At 42.9% G+C, this 12,227-nt stretch carries 22 protein-coding genes; 1 reads left to right on the top strand and 21 read right to left on the bottom strand.

The window, feature by feature from the left end:
• Nucleotide 1: 1 nt before the first annotated feature.
• On the bottom strand, nt 2-1,363 hold the full coding sequence (gene mpl, locus VSAL_RS02015; protein WP_012549175.1) for a UDP-N-acetylmuramate:L-alanyl-gamma-D-glutamyl-meso-diaminopimelate ligase: 1,362 nt from the start codon (nt 1,361-1,363) through the stop codon (nt 2-4).
• Between the two features lie 213 nt (nt 1,364-1,576).
• On the opposite strand from mpl, the gene fbp reads away from it, so the two are divergent.
• The gene (gene fbp, locus VSAL_RS02010; RefSeq protein WP_012549174.1) at nt 1,577-2,587 is read left to right on the top strand and encodes a class 1 fructose-bisphosphatase; all 1,011 of its coding nucleotides are present in this window, start codon (nt 1,577-1,579) and stop codon (nt 2,585-2,587) included.
• Between the two features lie 63 nt (nt 2,588-2,650).
• On the opposite strand, the gene rplQ is transcribed toward fbp, so the two are convergent.
• From rplQ to rplP, 20 genes are all read right to left on the bottom strand, one after another.
• Nucleotides 2,651-3,031 carry a 50S ribosomal protein L17 gene (rplQ, locus tag VSAL_RS02005; RefSeq protein ID WP_012549173.1) on the bottom strand — a complete coding sequence of 127 codons (381 nt, stop codon included), beginning with the start codon at nt 3,029-3,031 and terminating at the stop codon, nt 2,651-2,653.
• A 36-nt stretch (nt 3,032-3,067) separates the two neighbouring features.
• Entirely contained in the window at nt 3,068-4,057 is a 990-nt protein-coding gene (locus VSAL_RS02000) for a DNA-directed RNA polymerase subunit alpha (protein ID WP_012549172.1), read from the bottom strand.
• Nucleotides 4,058-4,080: 23 nt separating this feature from the next.
• The gene (rpsD, locus tag VSAL_RS01995; protein WP_012549171.1) at nt 4,081-4,701 is read right to left on the bottom strand and encodes a 30S ribosomal protein S4; all 621 of its coding nucleotides are present in this window, start codon (nt 4,699-4,701) and stop codon (nt 4,081-4,083) included.
• A 31-nt stretch (nt 4,702-4,732) separates the two neighbouring features.
• Nucleotides 4,733-5,122 (bottom strand): 30S ribosomal protein S11, encoded by a 390-nt coding sequence (rpsK, locus tag VSAL_RS01990; RefSeq protein ID WP_005303517.1) that lies wholly within the window; start codon nt 5,120-5,122, stop codon nt 4,733-4,735.
• Nucleotides 5,123-5,143: 21 nt separating this feature from the next.
• Nucleotides 5,144-5,500 carry a 30S ribosomal protein S13 gene (rpsM, locus tag VSAL_RS01985; RefSeq protein ID WP_012549170.1) on the bottom strand — a complete coding sequence of 119 codons (357 nt, stop codon included), beginning with the start codon at nt 5,498-5,500 and terminating at the stop codon, nt 5,144-5,146.
• 149 nt (nt 5,501-5,649) lie between these two features.
• Nucleotides 5,650-5,763 (bottom strand): 50S ribosomal protein L36, encoded by a 114-nt coding sequence (rpmJ, locus tag VSAL_RS01980; RefSeq protein ID WP_044583162.1) that lies wholly within the window; start codon nt 5,761-5,763, stop codon nt 5,650-5,652.
• A 27-nt stretch (nt 5,764-5,790) separates the two neighbouring features.
• A complete protein-coding gene (secY, locus tag VSAL_RS01975) occupies nt 5,791-7,122 on the bottom strand; it encodes a preprotein translocase subunit SecY (RefSeq protein WP_012549169.1) in 1,332 nt (443 codons plus the stop codon).
• Nucleotides 7,123-7,142: 20 nt separating this feature from the next.
• Nucleotides 7,143-7,577, bottom strand: coding sequence for a 50S ribosomal protein L15 (rplO, locus tag VSAL_RS01970; protein WP_012549168.1), 435 nt, complete (start codon nt 7,575-7,577; stop codon nt 7,143-7,145).
• A 6-nt stretch (nt 7,578-7,583) separates the two neighbouring features.
• Nucleotides 7,584-7,763 carry a 50S ribosomal protein L30 gene (gene rpmD / locus VSAL_RS01965; protein WP_012549167.1) on the bottom strand — a complete coding sequence of 60 codons (180 nt, stop codon included), beginning with the start codon at nt 7,761-7,763 and terminating at the stop codon, nt 7,584-7,586.
• A gap of 5 nt (nt 7,764-7,768) precedes the next feature.
• Complete coding sequence (gene rpsE, locus VSAL_RS01960; RefSeq protein WP_012549166.1) at nt 7,769-8,269, bottom strand: 30S ribosomal protein S5; 501 nt, start codon at nt 8,267-8,269, stop codon at nt 7,769-7,771.
• A gap of 14 nt (nt 8,270-8,283) precedes the next feature.
• A complete protein-coding gene (gene rplR / locus VSAL_RS01955; protein ID WP_012549165.1) occupies nt 8,284-8,637 on the bottom strand; it encodes a 50S ribosomal protein L18 in 354 nt (117 codons plus the stop codon).
• Between the two features lie 9 nt (nt 8,638-8,646).
• The gene (rplF, locus tag VSAL_RS01950) at nt 8,647-9,180 is read right to left on the bottom strand and encodes a 50S ribosomal protein L6 (protein ID WP_012549164.1); all 534 of its coding nucleotides are present in this window, start codon (nt 9,178-9,180) and stop codon (nt 8,647-8,649) included.
• Nucleotides 9,181-9,192: 12 nt separating this feature from the next.
• A complete protein-coding gene (rpsH, locus tag VSAL_RS01945) occupies nt 9,193-9,585 on the bottom strand; it encodes a 30S ribosomal protein S8 (protein ID WP_012549163.1) in 393 nt (130 codons plus the stop codon).
• Between the two features lie 29 nt (nt 9,586-9,614).
• The gene (rpsN, locus tag VSAL_RS01940) at nt 9,615-9,920 is read right to left on the bottom strand and encodes a 30S ribosomal protein S14 (protein WP_012549162.1); all 306 of its coding nucleotides are present in this window, start codon (nt 9,918-9,920) and stop codon (nt 9,615-9,617) included.
• 17 nt (nt 9,921-9,937) lie between these two features.
• Complete coding sequence (rplE, locus tag VSAL_RS01935; RefSeq protein WP_012549161.1) at nt 9,938-10,477, bottom strand: 50S ribosomal protein L5; 540 nt, start codon at nt 10,475-10,477, stop codon at nt 9,938-9,940.
• A gap of 27 nt (nt 10,478-10,504) precedes the next feature.
• Nucleotides 10,505-10,822 carry a 50S ribosomal protein L24 gene (rplX, locus tag VSAL_RS01930; protein WP_012549160.1) on the bottom strand — a complete coding sequence of 106 codons (318 nt, stop codon included), beginning with the start codon at nt 10,820-10,822 and terminating at the stop codon, nt 10,505-10,507.
• A gap of 10 nt (nt 10,823-10,832) precedes the next feature.
• Nucleotides 10,833-11,204 carry a 50S ribosomal protein L14 gene (rplN, locus tag VSAL_RS01925; protein ID WP_012549159.1) on the bottom strand — a complete coding sequence of 124 codons (372 nt, stop codon included), beginning with the start codon at nt 11,202-11,204 and terminating at the stop codon, nt 10,833-10,835.
• Between the two features lie 162 nt (nt 11,205-11,366).
• On the bottom strand, nt 11,367-11,621 hold the full coding sequence (gene rpsQ / locus VSAL_RS01920; protein ID WP_012549158.1) for a 30S ribosomal protein S17: 255 nt from the start codon (nt 11,619-11,621) through the stop codon (nt 11,367-11,369).
• A complete protein-coding gene (rpmC, locus tag VSAL_RS01915; RefSeq protein WP_005417238.1) occupies nt 11,621-11,812 on the bottom strand; it encodes a 50S ribosomal protein L29 in 192 nt (63 codons plus the stop codon). The genes rpsQ and rpmC overlap by 1 nt, the downstream gene beginning before the upstream one ends.
• Nucleotides 11,812-12,222: a 50S ribosomal protein L16 gene (gene rplP, locus VSAL_RS01910; RefSeq protein ID WP_012549157.1), complete on the bottom strand. Its 411-nt coding sequence runs from the start codon at nt 12,220-12,222 to the stop codon at nt 11,812-11,814. Before rplP ends, rpmC begins: the two co-directional genes overlap by 1 nt.
• Nucleotides 12,223-12,227: the final 5 nt, after the last annotated feature.

Below are 12,227 nucleotides of genomic sequence, written 5' to 3'. Positions count from 1 at the left end.
CCTAAATAGCCTTTTGCTCTAATGCTGATAGTAATTTACCGTGAATGCCTTCAAAGCCACCATTACTCATGACTAGAATTTGATCACCTTCTTTTGCTTCAGCCACAATCATATCAACAAAAGCGTTAATCTCATGATGAGTATAGGCGGGTTGAACACATTGCTTAGCGACATCATCAACGGACCAAGAAATATTATCAGGCTGGAAAAGATACACCGAATCTGCGGCATGAAGCGAACCGGCTAAGGTGTCTTTATGAACCCCTAGTTTCATCGTACTAGAGCGAGGTTCTAATACTGCGATAATTTTATTATCACCCACTTTATTACGTAAACCGCTTAACGTTAGATCAATTGCAGTAGGGTGATGAGCAAAATCGTCATATACCGTGACCCCATTAACCTCACCTTTAAACTCTAATCGACGCTTAGTATTGATAAAGGAGCCCAATGCTTCACAAGCTAAATCTGGGGTAACGCCTACATGGCGAGCCGAAGCTACGACCATCAGAGCATTACTTACATTATGATCACCGACTAAATTCCAGTTTACCTGCCCAACATTTTCATCATTGAAATAAACGTCAAATTGGCTGCCGTCTTTCTTAAGTTTACTCGCTTTCCATTCTCCTTCTTCACCCGTAAATTCAATCTCACTCCAACATCCTTGCTCTAGTACTTCAGCTAAGGGTTTATCTTGTTTAGGGGCAAAAATACGACCACTACTAGGCACCGTTCTTATAAGATGATGGAACTGACGTTGAATTGCAGCAAGATCATCAAAAATATCAGCATGATCAAATTCCAGATTATTTAATACTAACGTTCGTGGACGGTAATGAACAAACTTAGAACGCTTGTCAAAAAAAGCACTGTCATATTCATCGGCTTCAACCACAAAAAACATGCTTTCACCTAATCGTGCCGATTCCCCAAAGTTACCAAGTACACCACCGACGAGAAAACCAGGTTTATATCCACACTCTTCTAAGACCCAGGCTAGCATGCTTGATGTCGTCGTCTTACCATGAGTTCCTGCAACAGCCAGTACCCAGCGATCTTGTAATAGGAACTCTTGCAACCATTGAGGTCCTGAAGTGTATTTTAAATTTTTATCTAAAACATACTCCACACATGGGTTACCACGACTCATCGCATTCCCAATGACAACAAGGTCTGGCGCAGGATCTAACTGACTAGGATCAAAGCCTTCAATGATCTCAATACCCTGAGATTCTAATAACGTACTCATTGGAGGGTAAACGTTCGCATCACTACCTGTAACCTTATGTCCAAGTTGACGAGCTAAAGTCGCGGCTCCTCCCATGAAGGTGCCACAGATGCCAAGGATATGAATATGCATAATAAAAACCGTCTTATATTAAATTAAGTGAGTAATCCCGTTATCGAGTTACTTCAATACTCTTAAAAAGTTCTGTGCTATAGAATGAATTACAGTAAACAGTAACACAACCATTATAAAGATAAATTGCACTCGTTTTATATTGGATTATAAATTGTAACTGACCCCATCCACCGTTGATATCTAATAACATGAGAATAAAAGGAATAACCCATGTCAGAAATAAGAACTTTAGGTGAGTTTATCGTCGCTAAACAGCACGATTTCCCTCATGCAAGTGGAGAGTTGTCATCATTGATCGGTTCCATTAAATTGGCAGCCAAAATAGTAAACCGAGAAATAAATAAAGCAGGGCTGGTTGATATTACAGGGGCTTCTGGTGATGAAAATATTCAAGGTGAACAACAACAAAAATTAGATATCTACGCCAATGATAAATTTAAAGCCGCATTAGAAAATCGAGACCAAGTGTGTGGTGTCGCAAGTGAAGAGGAAGATGAAGCGGTTGCGTTTAATAAAGAACTGAATAAAAACGCAAAGTATGTCGTGTTAATGGATCCATTGGATGGTTCTTCAAATATCGATGTTAATGTTTCTGTCGGTACTATTTTCTCCATTTATCGTCGTATTTCACCAATAGGCTCACCGGCAACCGAAGAAGATTTTCTACAGCCAGGAAATAAACAAGTGGCTGCTGGTTATATTATTTATGGTTCTTCTACCATGCTGGTTTATACCACAGGGAACGGCGTTCACGGCTTTACTTACGATCCATCTCTTGGTGTCTTCTGTTTATCTCATGAAGACATGAAAATTCCACAAGATGGTAATATATACTCCATTAATGAAGGGAATTACATACGTTTCCCTGAAGGAGTGAAGCAATATTTAAAATATTGCCAAGAAATAAAACCTGCAGAAAATCGCCCATATACATCACGTTATATCGGGTCTCTCGTTGCTGACTTCCATCGTAATCTACTAAAGGGAGGGATTTATCTGTACCCAAGTACTCAAGCTTACCCAAATGGAAAATTAAGATTACTTTATGAATGTAACCCAATGGCAATGTTAATTGAAGAGGCGGGAGGAAAAGCGACAAGTGGAGAAGAGCGGATCTTAGATATTACTCCGACCGAATTGCATCAACGTGTACCTTTCTTTGTTGGTTCAATCAATATGGTCGATAAAGTACAAAATTTTCTTGATGAATGGCAAGATTAACAATATTTAGATACAAAAAAACCGAGTCCTAAGACTCGGTTTTTTATTGAAACTACTTACTAATTACTCAGCTGCAGCTTCTACTTCTGGGCGATCTACAAGCTCAATGTATGCCATTGGAGCTTTATCACCTGTACGGAAACCGCACTTCAGAATACGAGTATAACCACCAGCACGTTGTGCAAAGCGTGGACCTAACTCGGTAAATAGTTTTGCTACAACTTCGTTATCACGAGTGCGAGCAAATGCTAGACGACGGTTAGCAACACTGTCTGTCTTAGCTAATGTAATCAAAGGCTCAACTACACGGCGAAGCTCTTTTGCTTTTGGTACAGTCGTCTTGATAATCTCGTGACGAACCAAAGAGCAAGCCATATTGCTAAACATAGCTTTACGGTGGCTGCTGTTGCGGTTGAGTTGACGACCACTCTTACGATGGCGCATGACCTAATCCTTCTAACTAGATAATTAGTGAACTGATTAATCTTCAGCGATAGACGCTGGTGGCCAGTTCTCTAGGCGCATGCCTAAAGAAAGACCACGTGAAGCTAGAACATCTTTAATTTCAGTTAAAGATTTCTTACCAAGGTTTGGAGTTTTAAGTAACTCAACCTCAGTGCGCTGCACCAGATCACCAATGTAGTGAATCGCTTCTGCTTTCAAACAGTTAGCAGAGCGAACCGTTAGTTCAAGATCGTCTACAGGACGCAGTAGGATCGGATCGAACTCTGGCTTTTCTTCTTTTTCTTCAGGAACTCGTACATCACGAAGATCTACAAATGCATCCAATTGTTCAGCTAAAATTGTAGCTGCACGACGGATAGCTTCCTCAGGATCAAGCGTACCATTCGTTTCCATATCGATAACAAGTTTGTCTAAGTCAGTACGTTGCTCTACACGTGCCGCTTCAACCGCATAAGATATTTTATCTACTGGGCTATAAGTTGCATCGACAAGCAAACGACCGATTGGACGCTCATCTTCTTCAGTATGGATACGAGCTGTTGACGGTACATAGCCGCGACCACGCTCTACCTTGATTCTCATGCTGATTTCAGCATTGTCATCAGTTAAGTGGCAGATTACATGCTCTGGGTTCGCAATCTCAACATCACCATCATGGGTGATGTCACCTGCAACAACAGGGCCTGCACCAGACTTGTTAAGAGTAATGATAACTTCATCTTTACCCTCAACCTTAACGGCCAGGCCTTTAAGGTTTAGAAGGATTTCAAGGATATCTTCCTGAACACCTTCTTTGGTGCTGTACTCATGTAATACGCCTTCGATTTCTACTTCAGTTACGGCACAACCCGGCATTGAAGATAGTAAAATACGACGTAGAGCGTTACCTAGAGTATGGCCGAAACCACGCTCTAATGGCTCAAGAGTTACTTTTGCGTGAGTCAGGCTAACTTGTTCAATGTCAACTAGACGCGGCTTTAGAAATTCTGTTACAGAACCCTGCATTGTGTCCTCTCTTTATTTAAACTTTACTTAGAGTAAAGCTCGACGATCAAGTGTTCGTTGATGTCGGCAGACAAATCAGAACGTTCAGGAAGACGCTTAAACGTACCTTCCATTTTGCCAGCATCTACTTCAATCCAAGTTGGCTTTTCGCGTTGTTCAGCAACTTCTAGAGCAGCTTTAATACGTGATTGCAGTTTAGCTTTTTCACGAATTGAAACAACATCGTTAGCCGAAACTTTGAAAGAAGGAACGTTAACTACTTTACCATTAACTAGAATAGACTTATGACTAACTAGTTGACGAGATTCAGCACGTGTAGAACCAAAACCCATACGGTAAACTACGTTATCTAGACGACCTTCAAGAAGTTGAAGTAGGTTTTCACCTGTGTTGCCTTTAATACGAGCAGCATCTTTGTAGTAGTTACGGAATTGTTTTTCTAGTACGCCATACATACGACGAACTTTTTGCTTCTCACGAAGCTGAACGCCATACTCAGATAGACGACCGCGACGAGCGCCGTGTACACCTGGAGCGTTATCGATCTTACACTTGGTATCGATCGCACGTACGCCTGATTTAAGGAATAAATCAGTGCCTTCGCGACGGCTAAGCTTCAGCTTAGGACCCAAATATCTTGCCATGTTCTTTCTCCAATATTCCTAGAAACGAAACTTAAACGCGACGTTTCTTAGGTGGACGACAACCGTTATGAGGGATCGGAGTAGCATCAACAATATTTGTGATGCGGTATCCAGCAGCGTTTAACGCACGGATAGTTGACTCACGACCAGGACCAGGGCCCTTAACCATAACTTCAAGGTTCTTAACGCCATATTCTTTGGCCATTTCACCACAACGTTCAGCAGCAACTTGTGCAGCAAACGGAGTAGATTTACGAGAACCACGGAAACCAGAACCACCTGCAGTAGCCCAAGCTAGTGCATTACCTTGACGGTCAGTAATGGTTACGATTGTATTATTGAAAGAAGCATGGATATGCGCTACGCCATCCGCTACTTGCTTACGAACGCGCTTACGAGCGCGAGTTGGTTGTTTTGCCATTGTACTCTCTACCTTATCCGATTATTTTTTGATCGGCTTGCGCGGACCTTTACGGGTACGTGCGTTGGTTTTAGTACGCTGTCCACGCAACGGTAGACTGCGACGGTGACGAAGACCACGATAACAGCCAAGGTCCATAAGACGCTTGATGTTCATCGATACTTCACGACGTAAGTCGCCTTCTACAGTGTATTTGGCAACACCATCACGCAGAATATCAATCTGCTCATCATTCAGTTCACTGATCTTAACATCTTCAGCAATACCAACTGCAGCTAAAATAGCTTGCGAGCGGGTCTTACCGATGCCGTAGATTGCAGTAAGTGCAATTACAGCGTGTTTATGATCAGGAATGTTAATGCCTGCTATACGGGCCACTATTCACTCCTAGTACTTTTTCTTAAGAAGAGTCGCAACAAAGCCCGATGAGGATACGTTGCGACTATAACTACTTCTTTTGCACACAAAAGGTAGGCCGAGAAATATACTCGGCCTAGCTTAATATATCAAGTAAAAATTTCTGCTAATTAACCTTGGCGTTGTTTATGCTTTGGTTCAACACAAATTATACGCACAACACCGTTGCGCTTAATAACTTTACAGTTGCGGCAGATTTTCTTAACGGAAGCACGAACTTTCATTGCTAAACTCCGTAAATGGATCTGAAATTAACGGCCATAGCCTTTCAGATTAGCTTTCTTCAAAACGGACTCATACTGCTGAGACATCAGATGAGTCTGAACTTGTGCCATAAAGTCCATAATAACTACAACTACAATTAGTAGTGAAGTACCGCCAAAATAGAAGCGTACGTTCCATGCAATCATCATAAACTCAGGGATCAGACAGATGAAGGTAATATACATTGCGCCCGCTAGGGTTAACCGTGTCATCACTTTATCTATGTATTTCGTTGTCTGTTCACCTGGGCGGATTCCGGGTACGAATGCACCAGACTTCTTCAAGTTATCAGCTGTTTCACGCGGGTTAAAAACCAACGCGGTATAGAAGAAACAGAAGAAGATAATTGCTGCTGCATAAAGCATTACATATAATGGCTGACCAGGGCTTAACGCCATGGAAACATCAGTTAACCAACCGAATGTTCCTTCGCCATTACCACCAAACCACTGAGCCAATGTCCCAGGGAATAGTATAATACTAGATGCAAATATTGCAGGAATCACACCAGCCATATTAATTTTAAGTGGCAAGTGAGTACTTTGAGCTGCAAATACCTTACGGCCTTGCTGACGTTTTGCATAGTTAACGACGATACGACGTTGACCACGCTCCATGAACACTACAAAGTAGATAACTGCAAACGATAACACTGCAATTAGTAATAGAAGAAGCACGTGCAGTTCACCTTGACGCGCCTGCTGGATCGTTTCACCAATAGCTGGTGGTAAACCTGCAACGATACCTGTGAAAATAATCAAAGATATACCGTTACCGATGCCACGTTCAGTAATTTGCTCACCTAACCACATTAAAAACATGGTACCGGTAATTAAACTTACTGTAGCTGTTAGATAGAACATCATGTCAGGGTTAGAAACTAACCCTGGAATCATGCTTGGCAATCCGGTTGAAATCCCAATTGCTTGGAATGTCGCCAGAACCAAGGTGCCATAACGTGTGTACTGATTAATCTTACGACGACCAGACTCACCTTCTTTTTTCAATTCTGCTAGAGGAGGATGTACAACTGTTAACAGTTGCACAACGATAGATGCCGAAATATACGGCATAATACCTAGAGCAAGAATTGAGGCACGCGACAGTGCACCACCAGAGAACATGTTAAACATTTCAATGATGGTACCCTGCTGCTGTTCGAAAAGATCAGCAAGGACAGCAGCGTCAATCCCAGGAATTGGCACAAATGAGCCCGCACGGAACACTAAAAGCGCACCTATCACAAATAAGAGACGCGATTTCAGTTCAGCTAAGCCGCTCTGAGCACTATTTACTTCTTTTCCTGGTTTCTTTGCCATTGTACCTCATCCTTCGAGGATTATTCCTCGATCTTACCGCCTGCAGCTTCAATCGCAGCTTTAGCGCCTTTCGTTACGCGTAGACCTTTAACAGTTACAGCAGTAGCTATTTCACCAGAAAGTACAACTTTCGCGAACACAATGTTCTTAGTGATTACGTTAGCAGCTTTAAGGCTGTTTAGATCGATAACGTTACCTTCAACTTTAGCAAGTTCGCTTAAACGAACCTCTGCAGTCACTAGGCTCTTACGTGAAGTAAAGCCAAATTTAGGTAAACGTTGTTTCAGAGGCATTTGACCGCCTTCAAAACCAACGCGAACTTTACCGCCAGAACGTGATTTTTGGCCTTTATGACCACGGCCACCAGTTTTACCTAGGCCCGAACCGATACCACGACCAACACGCTTCTTAGAAGGGTTTGATCCAGCAGCCGGTGATAGAGTATTCAAACGCATTACTGATTACTCCTCAATCTTAACCATGTAGTGAACTTTGTTGATCATGCCGCGTACGCAAGCAGTATCTTCAAGTTCCACAGTGTGGTTGATGCGACGAAGGCCTAGACCTTTAAGACACAAAACGTGCTTAGGTAGGCGACCGATAGAGCTTTTAGTCTGAGTTACTTTGATAGTTTTAGACATGGTTCTTACTCCGAAATAGCTTCAACAGTTAGACCACGCTTAGCAGCTACCATCTCAGGTGACTTAACACTAGTTAGACCAAGAATCGTTGCACGAACAACGTTAATTGGGTTAGTAGAGCCGTAAGCTTTAGCTAGTACGTTGCGGACACCCACAACTTCTAGTACTGCACGCATAGCACCGCCAGCGATGATACCAGTACCTTCTGAAGCTGGTTGCATGTACACTTTAGAACCAGTGTGGCGACCTTTAACAGCGTGGTGAAGAGTACCTTCGTTAAGAGCGATCGTAAACATGTTACGACGTGCTTTTTCCATTGATTTTTGAATCGCAGCTGGTACTTCACGGGCTTTGCCGTAACCGAAACCAATGCGACCATTACCGTCACCAACAACTGTTAGTGCAGTAAAACTAAAGATTCGACCGCCTTTAACCGTTTTAGAAACACGGTTAACAGCAATTAGCTTTTCATTCAAATCTGTAGCTTGTTGTTGTTCTTTAGCCATCTTCCAACCCTACCTTAGAATTTCAGACCAGCTTCGCGAGCAGAATCTGCTAGCGCCGCTACTCGGCCGTGGTATTGGAAACCAGAACGATCGAAAGCAACATTAGTAATGCCTTTTTCGATAGCGCGCTCAGCAATTAATTTACCAATTGCTACAGCAGCTGCTTTGTTACTAGTATTTCCAACTTGCTCACGGATTGCCTTTTCTACAGTAGAAGCGGCAGCGATAACCTCTGAGCCGTTTGGTGCGATTACCTGAGCATACGTATGACGCGGAGTACGATGCACTACAAGGCGAGTTGCACACAGTTCAGCGATCTTACGACGTGCACGTGTAGCACGACGGATGCGAGATGCTTTCTTATCCATAGTGATACCCTACTTCTTCTTAGCTTCTTTAGTACGCACGATTTCATCGGCGTAACGAACACCTTTGCCTTTATAAGGCTCAGGTTTACGGTATGAACGAATATCCGCAGCAACTTGACCTACTACTTGCTTATCGCAACCAGTAATAATGATCTCAGTTTGAGTTGGACATTCAGCTTTAATACCTTCCGGAAGAGCATGCTCAACAGGATGTGAGAAGCCAAGAGTAAGGCCTACTGCGTTACCTTTCATGGTAGCACGGTAACCTACACCTTTAAGAGTTAGCTTCTTAGTAAAGCCTTCATTAACACCAACAACCATATTGTTTACTAGTGCACGAGCTGTACCAGCTTGTGCCCAAGCATTGGCAACGCCTTCGCGTGGACCAAATACAATAGAGTTATCTTCTTGTGAAACAACTACAGCGTTATTAAGTACGCGAGTTAGTTCACCTTTACCACCTTTGATAGTGATTTCCTGGCCGTTCAGTTTAACTTCTACGCCAGCAGGAAGAACCACAGGTGCTTTAGCAACACGAGACATATCCTACTCCTATTAAGCTACGTAGCAGATAATTTCGCCACCAAGACCAGCTTTACGCGCAGCGCGGTCAGACATAAGGCCTTTTGATGTAGAAATAACAGCAATACCAAGACCACCCATAACAGATGGTAACGCGTCGTTCTTCTTGTATACACGAAGACCTGGACGAGAAACTCGTTGGATTTGCTCGATAACTTGTTTAGCTTGGAAATACTTTAAAGTGATTTCTAGCTCAGGTTTGATGTCGCCTTCAACAGCGAAATCAGCGATGTAGCCTTCAGCTTTAAGTAGTGCAGCAATTGCAACTTTAAGCTTTGAAGAAGGCATTTTAACAGCAACTTTATTTGCTGATTGACCGTTGCGAACGCGGGTCAGCATATCCGAAATCGGATCTTGCATGCTCATATGATGTACTCCAAATGATTAAGTGGCAACTACCAGCTAGCCTTACGAAGACCCGGAATCTCGCCTTTCATGCAAGCTTCACGAACCTTAATACGGCTTAAACCGAACTTACGTAAATAACCATGTGGACGACCAGTTTGGTTACAACGATTGCGTTGACGAGATGCACTTGAATCACGTGGTAGTGATTGCAGTTTAAGAACTGCATTCCAACGATCTTCTTCAGAAGCATTTACATCGCTAATTAGAACTTTTAACGCAGCGCGCTTTTCAGCGAACTTAGTTACAAGTTTTGCACGTTTAGCTTCACGTGCTTTCATAGATTGTTTAGCCATAACAGTAACCCTTCACCTTACTTACGGAATGGGAAGTTAAAGGCAGCCAGCAGAGCTCGGCCTTCCGCATCTGTATTCGCAGACGTCGTGATAGTAATATCAAGACCGCGTACACGATCAACTTTATCATAGTCGATCTCAGGGAAGATGATTTGCTCGCGAACGCCCATGCTGTAGTTACCACGTCCGTCAAAAGACTTAGCGCTAACTCCACGGAAATCACGTACTCGAGGAAGTGCAATAGAAACTAGACGCTCTAAAAACTCCCACATACGTTCGCCACGCAGGGTTACTTTACAACCGATTGGGTAGCCTTCACGGATTTTAAAACCAGCAACAGATTTACGTGCTTTAGTAATCAATGGCTTTTGGCCAGAGATAATTGCCATATCGGCAGCAGCGTTTTCTAGAAGCTTTTTATCATTGATTGCTTCACCAACACCCATATTTAGGGTGATTTTTTCAACCCTAGGGACTTGCATGACGCTTGAGTAGCTGAACTCTTTGGTAAGCTCAGCGACTACAGACGACTTGTAGTAATCATGCAGTTTCGCCATAGTAGAACTCCAAATTGCTTCTATCTATTAGTTAGAAATGGTTTCACCGTTAGATTTGAAGAAACGCACTTTTTTGCCTTCTTCAAAACGGAAACCGATACGGTCCGCTTTACCAGTTGCATCGTTGAAGATTGCGATATTTGAAGCATCAATTGCTGCTTCTTTCTCAACAATACCACCTTGCTGACCAAGAGCCGGTACAGGCTTTTGGTGCTTTTTAACAAGGTTGATACCTTCAACAATAACTTTACCAGTTTCAAGAACCTTAGTTACTTTACCTTTCTTGCCTTTATCTTTACCGACAAGAACGATTACTTCGTCATTACGACGGATTTTAGCTGCCATTTTTCGCTCCTTACAGAACTTCGGGTGCTAGTGAAACGATTTTCATGAATTTCGCATTACGAAGTTCACGAGTCACTGGACCAAAGATACGTGTACCGACTGGTTGCTCAGTAGTGTCATTCAACAATACGCAAGCATTACGGTCGAAGCGAATGATAGAACCGTCTGGGCGACGAACGCCTTTACGAGTGCGCACTACTACCGCCTTCAGAACATCACCTTTTTTAACTTTACCGCGAGGAATTGCTTCCTTAACAGTAACTTTAATGACGTCTCCGATATGTGCATAACGGCGGTGAGAGCCACCCAGAACCTTAATACACATTACCTTGCGCGCACCAGAGTTATCTGCAGCGTCAAGTGTACTTTGCATTTGGATCATTGTTAGTGCTCCGCTAAATATTTAAACTAGACCCATCACGGGTCGGGCTGCCTCTTTAAAAGAGATGGGGATTATATCACCATTTTTTTTATAAAGGTAGTCAAAAAATAAACGGCTCTAAAAAAATTCAGAGCCGCTTAAAGTCGCTATAGAATCAACAAATTAAGCTTTTGCTTTTTCTACAATGTTTACCAATGTCCAAGACTTAGTCTTAGAAAGAGGACGACATTCACGAATTACAACTAAGTCGCCTTGGCCACATTCGTTGTTTTCATCATGTGCGTGAAGCTTAGTCGTGCGCTTGATGTATTTACCGTAGATCGGGTGTTTCACCATGCGCTCAATAGCAACAACAATAGACTTGTCCATTTTGTCGCTAATTACACGACCTTGCATAGTACGAATTTTCTCGCTCATTATGCGCCAGCCTTCTCATTCAGTAAAGTTTTAACACGTGCGATATCACGACGTACAGCTTTTAGAGTATGAGTCTGCTGTAGTTGACCAGTCGCAGCTTGCATACGCAAGTTAAACTGTTCACGTAGCAAATTCAAAAGCTCTTCATTAAGCTCTTCAACGTTTTTCTCGCGTAGATCTTGTGCTTTCATCACATCACCTGCTTAGTTACAAAAGTAGTTTTGATAGGCAGTTTACGTGCCGCTAGGCGGAACGCTTCACGTGCCAACTCTTCAGGTACGCCGTTCATTTCGTACATTACCTTTCCAGGTTGGATTTGGGCTACCCAGTACTCAACGTTACCTTTACCCTTACCCTGACGAACTTCAAGCGGTTTTTCTGTGATAGGTTTGTCTGGGAACACACGGATCCAGATTTGGCCTTGACGTTTAACATGACGTGTCATAGCACGACGTGCCGCTTCGATCTGACGTGCAGTTAGACGACCACGGCCTACAGCTTTAAGACCGAATTCGCCGAAGCTTACTTCAGTGCCTTTAGCAAGACCACGGTTACGACCAGTCATAACCTTACGGAACTTAGTACGTTTTGGTTGTAGCATCAGTC

This window comes from Aliivibrio salmonicida LFI1238 (assembly GCF_000196495.1).
Taxonomy (GTDB): Bacteria; Pseudomonadota; Gammaproteobacteria; order Enterobacterales; family Vibrionaceae; genus Aliivibrio; species Aliivibrio salmonicida.
This window is presented reverse-complemented; position numbering and strand designations above follow the sequence as displayed.

Excerpts from the sequence above, each read along its gene's own strand:
- mpl (WP_012549175.1), bottom strand. The coding sequence starts at position 1,363 with ATGCATATTCATATCCTTGGCATCTGTGGCACCTTCATGGGAGGAGCC.
- fbp (WP_012549174.1), top strand. The coding sequence starts at position 1,577 with ATGTCAGAAATAAGAACTTTAGGTGAGTTTATCGTCGCTAAACAGCAC.
- rplQ (WP_012549173.1), bottom strand. The coding sequence starts at position 3,031 with ATGCGCCATCGTAAGAGTGGTCGTCAACTCAACCGCAACAGCAGCCAC.
- VSAL_RS02000 (WP_012549172.1), bottom strand. The coding sequence starts at position 4,057 with ATGCAGGGTTCTGTAACAGAATTTCTAAAGCCGCGTCTAGTTGACATT.
- rpsD (WP_012549171.1), bottom strand. The coding sequence starts at position 4,701 with ATGGCAAGATATTTGGGTCCTAAGCTGAAGCTTAGCCGTCGCGAAGGC.
- rpsK (WP_005303517.1), bottom strand. The coding sequence starts at position 5,122 with ATGGCAAAACAACCAACTCGCGCTCGTAAGCGCGTTCGTAAGCAAGTA.
- rpmJ (WP_044583162.1), bottom strand. The coding sequence starts at position 5,763 with ATGAAAGTTCGTGCTTCCGTTAAGAAAATCTGCCGCAACTGTAAAGTT.
- secY (WP_012549169.1), bottom strand. The coding sequence starts at position 7,122 with ATGGCAAAGAAACCAGGAAAAGAAGTAAATAGTGCTCAGAGCGGCTTA.
- rplO (WP_012549168.1), bottom strand. The coding sequence starts at position 7,577 with ATGCGTTTGAATACTCTATCACCGGCTGCTGGATCAAACCCTTCTAAG.
- rpmD (WP_012549167.1), bottom strand. The coding sequence starts at position 7,763 with ATGTCTAAAACTATCAAAGTAACTCAGACTAAAAGCTCTATCGGTCGC.
- rpsE (WP_012549166.1), bottom strand. The coding sequence starts at position 8,269 with ATGGCTAAAGAACAACAACAAGCTACAGATTTGAATGAAAAGCTAATT.
- rplR (WP_012549165.1), bottom strand. The coding sequence starts at position 8,637 with ATGGATAAGAAAGCATCTCGCATCCGTCGTGCTACACGTGCACGTCGT.
- rplF (WP_012549164.1), bottom strand. The coding sequence starts at position 9,180 with ATGTCTCGTGTTGCTAAAGCACCTGTGGTTCTTCCTGCTGGCGTAGAA.
- rpsH (WP_012549163.1), bottom strand. The coding sequence starts at position 9,585 with ATGAGCATGCAAGATCCGATTTCGGATATGCTGACCCGCGTTCGCAAC.
- rpsN (WP_012549162.1), bottom strand. The coding sequence starts at position 9,920 with ATGGCTAAACAATCTATGAAAGCACGTGAAGCTAAACGTGCAAAACTT.
- rplE (WP_012549161.1), bottom strand. The coding sequence starts at position 10,477 with ATGGCGAAACTGCATGATTACTACAAGTCGTCTGTAGTCGCTGAGCTT.
- rplX (WP_012549160.1), bottom strand. The coding sequence starts at position 10,822 with ATGGCAGCTAAAATCCGTCGTAATGACGAAGTAATCGTTCTTGTCGGT.
- rplN (WP_012549159.1), bottom strand. The coding sequence starts at position 11,204 with ATGATCCAAATGCAAAGTACACTTGACGCTGCAGATAACTCTGGTGCG.
- rpsQ (WP_012549158.1), bottom strand. The coding sequence starts at position 11,621 with ATGAGCGAGAAAATTCGTACTATGCAAGGTCGTGTAATTAGCGACAAA.
- rpmC (WP_005417238.1), bottom strand. The coding sequence starts at position 11,812 with ATGAAAGCACAAGATCTACGCGAGAAAAACGTTGAAGAGCTTAATGAA.
- rplP (WP_012549157.1), bottom strand. The coding sequence starts at position 12,222 with ATGCTACAACCAAAACGTACTAAGTTCCGTAAGGTTATGACTGGTCGT.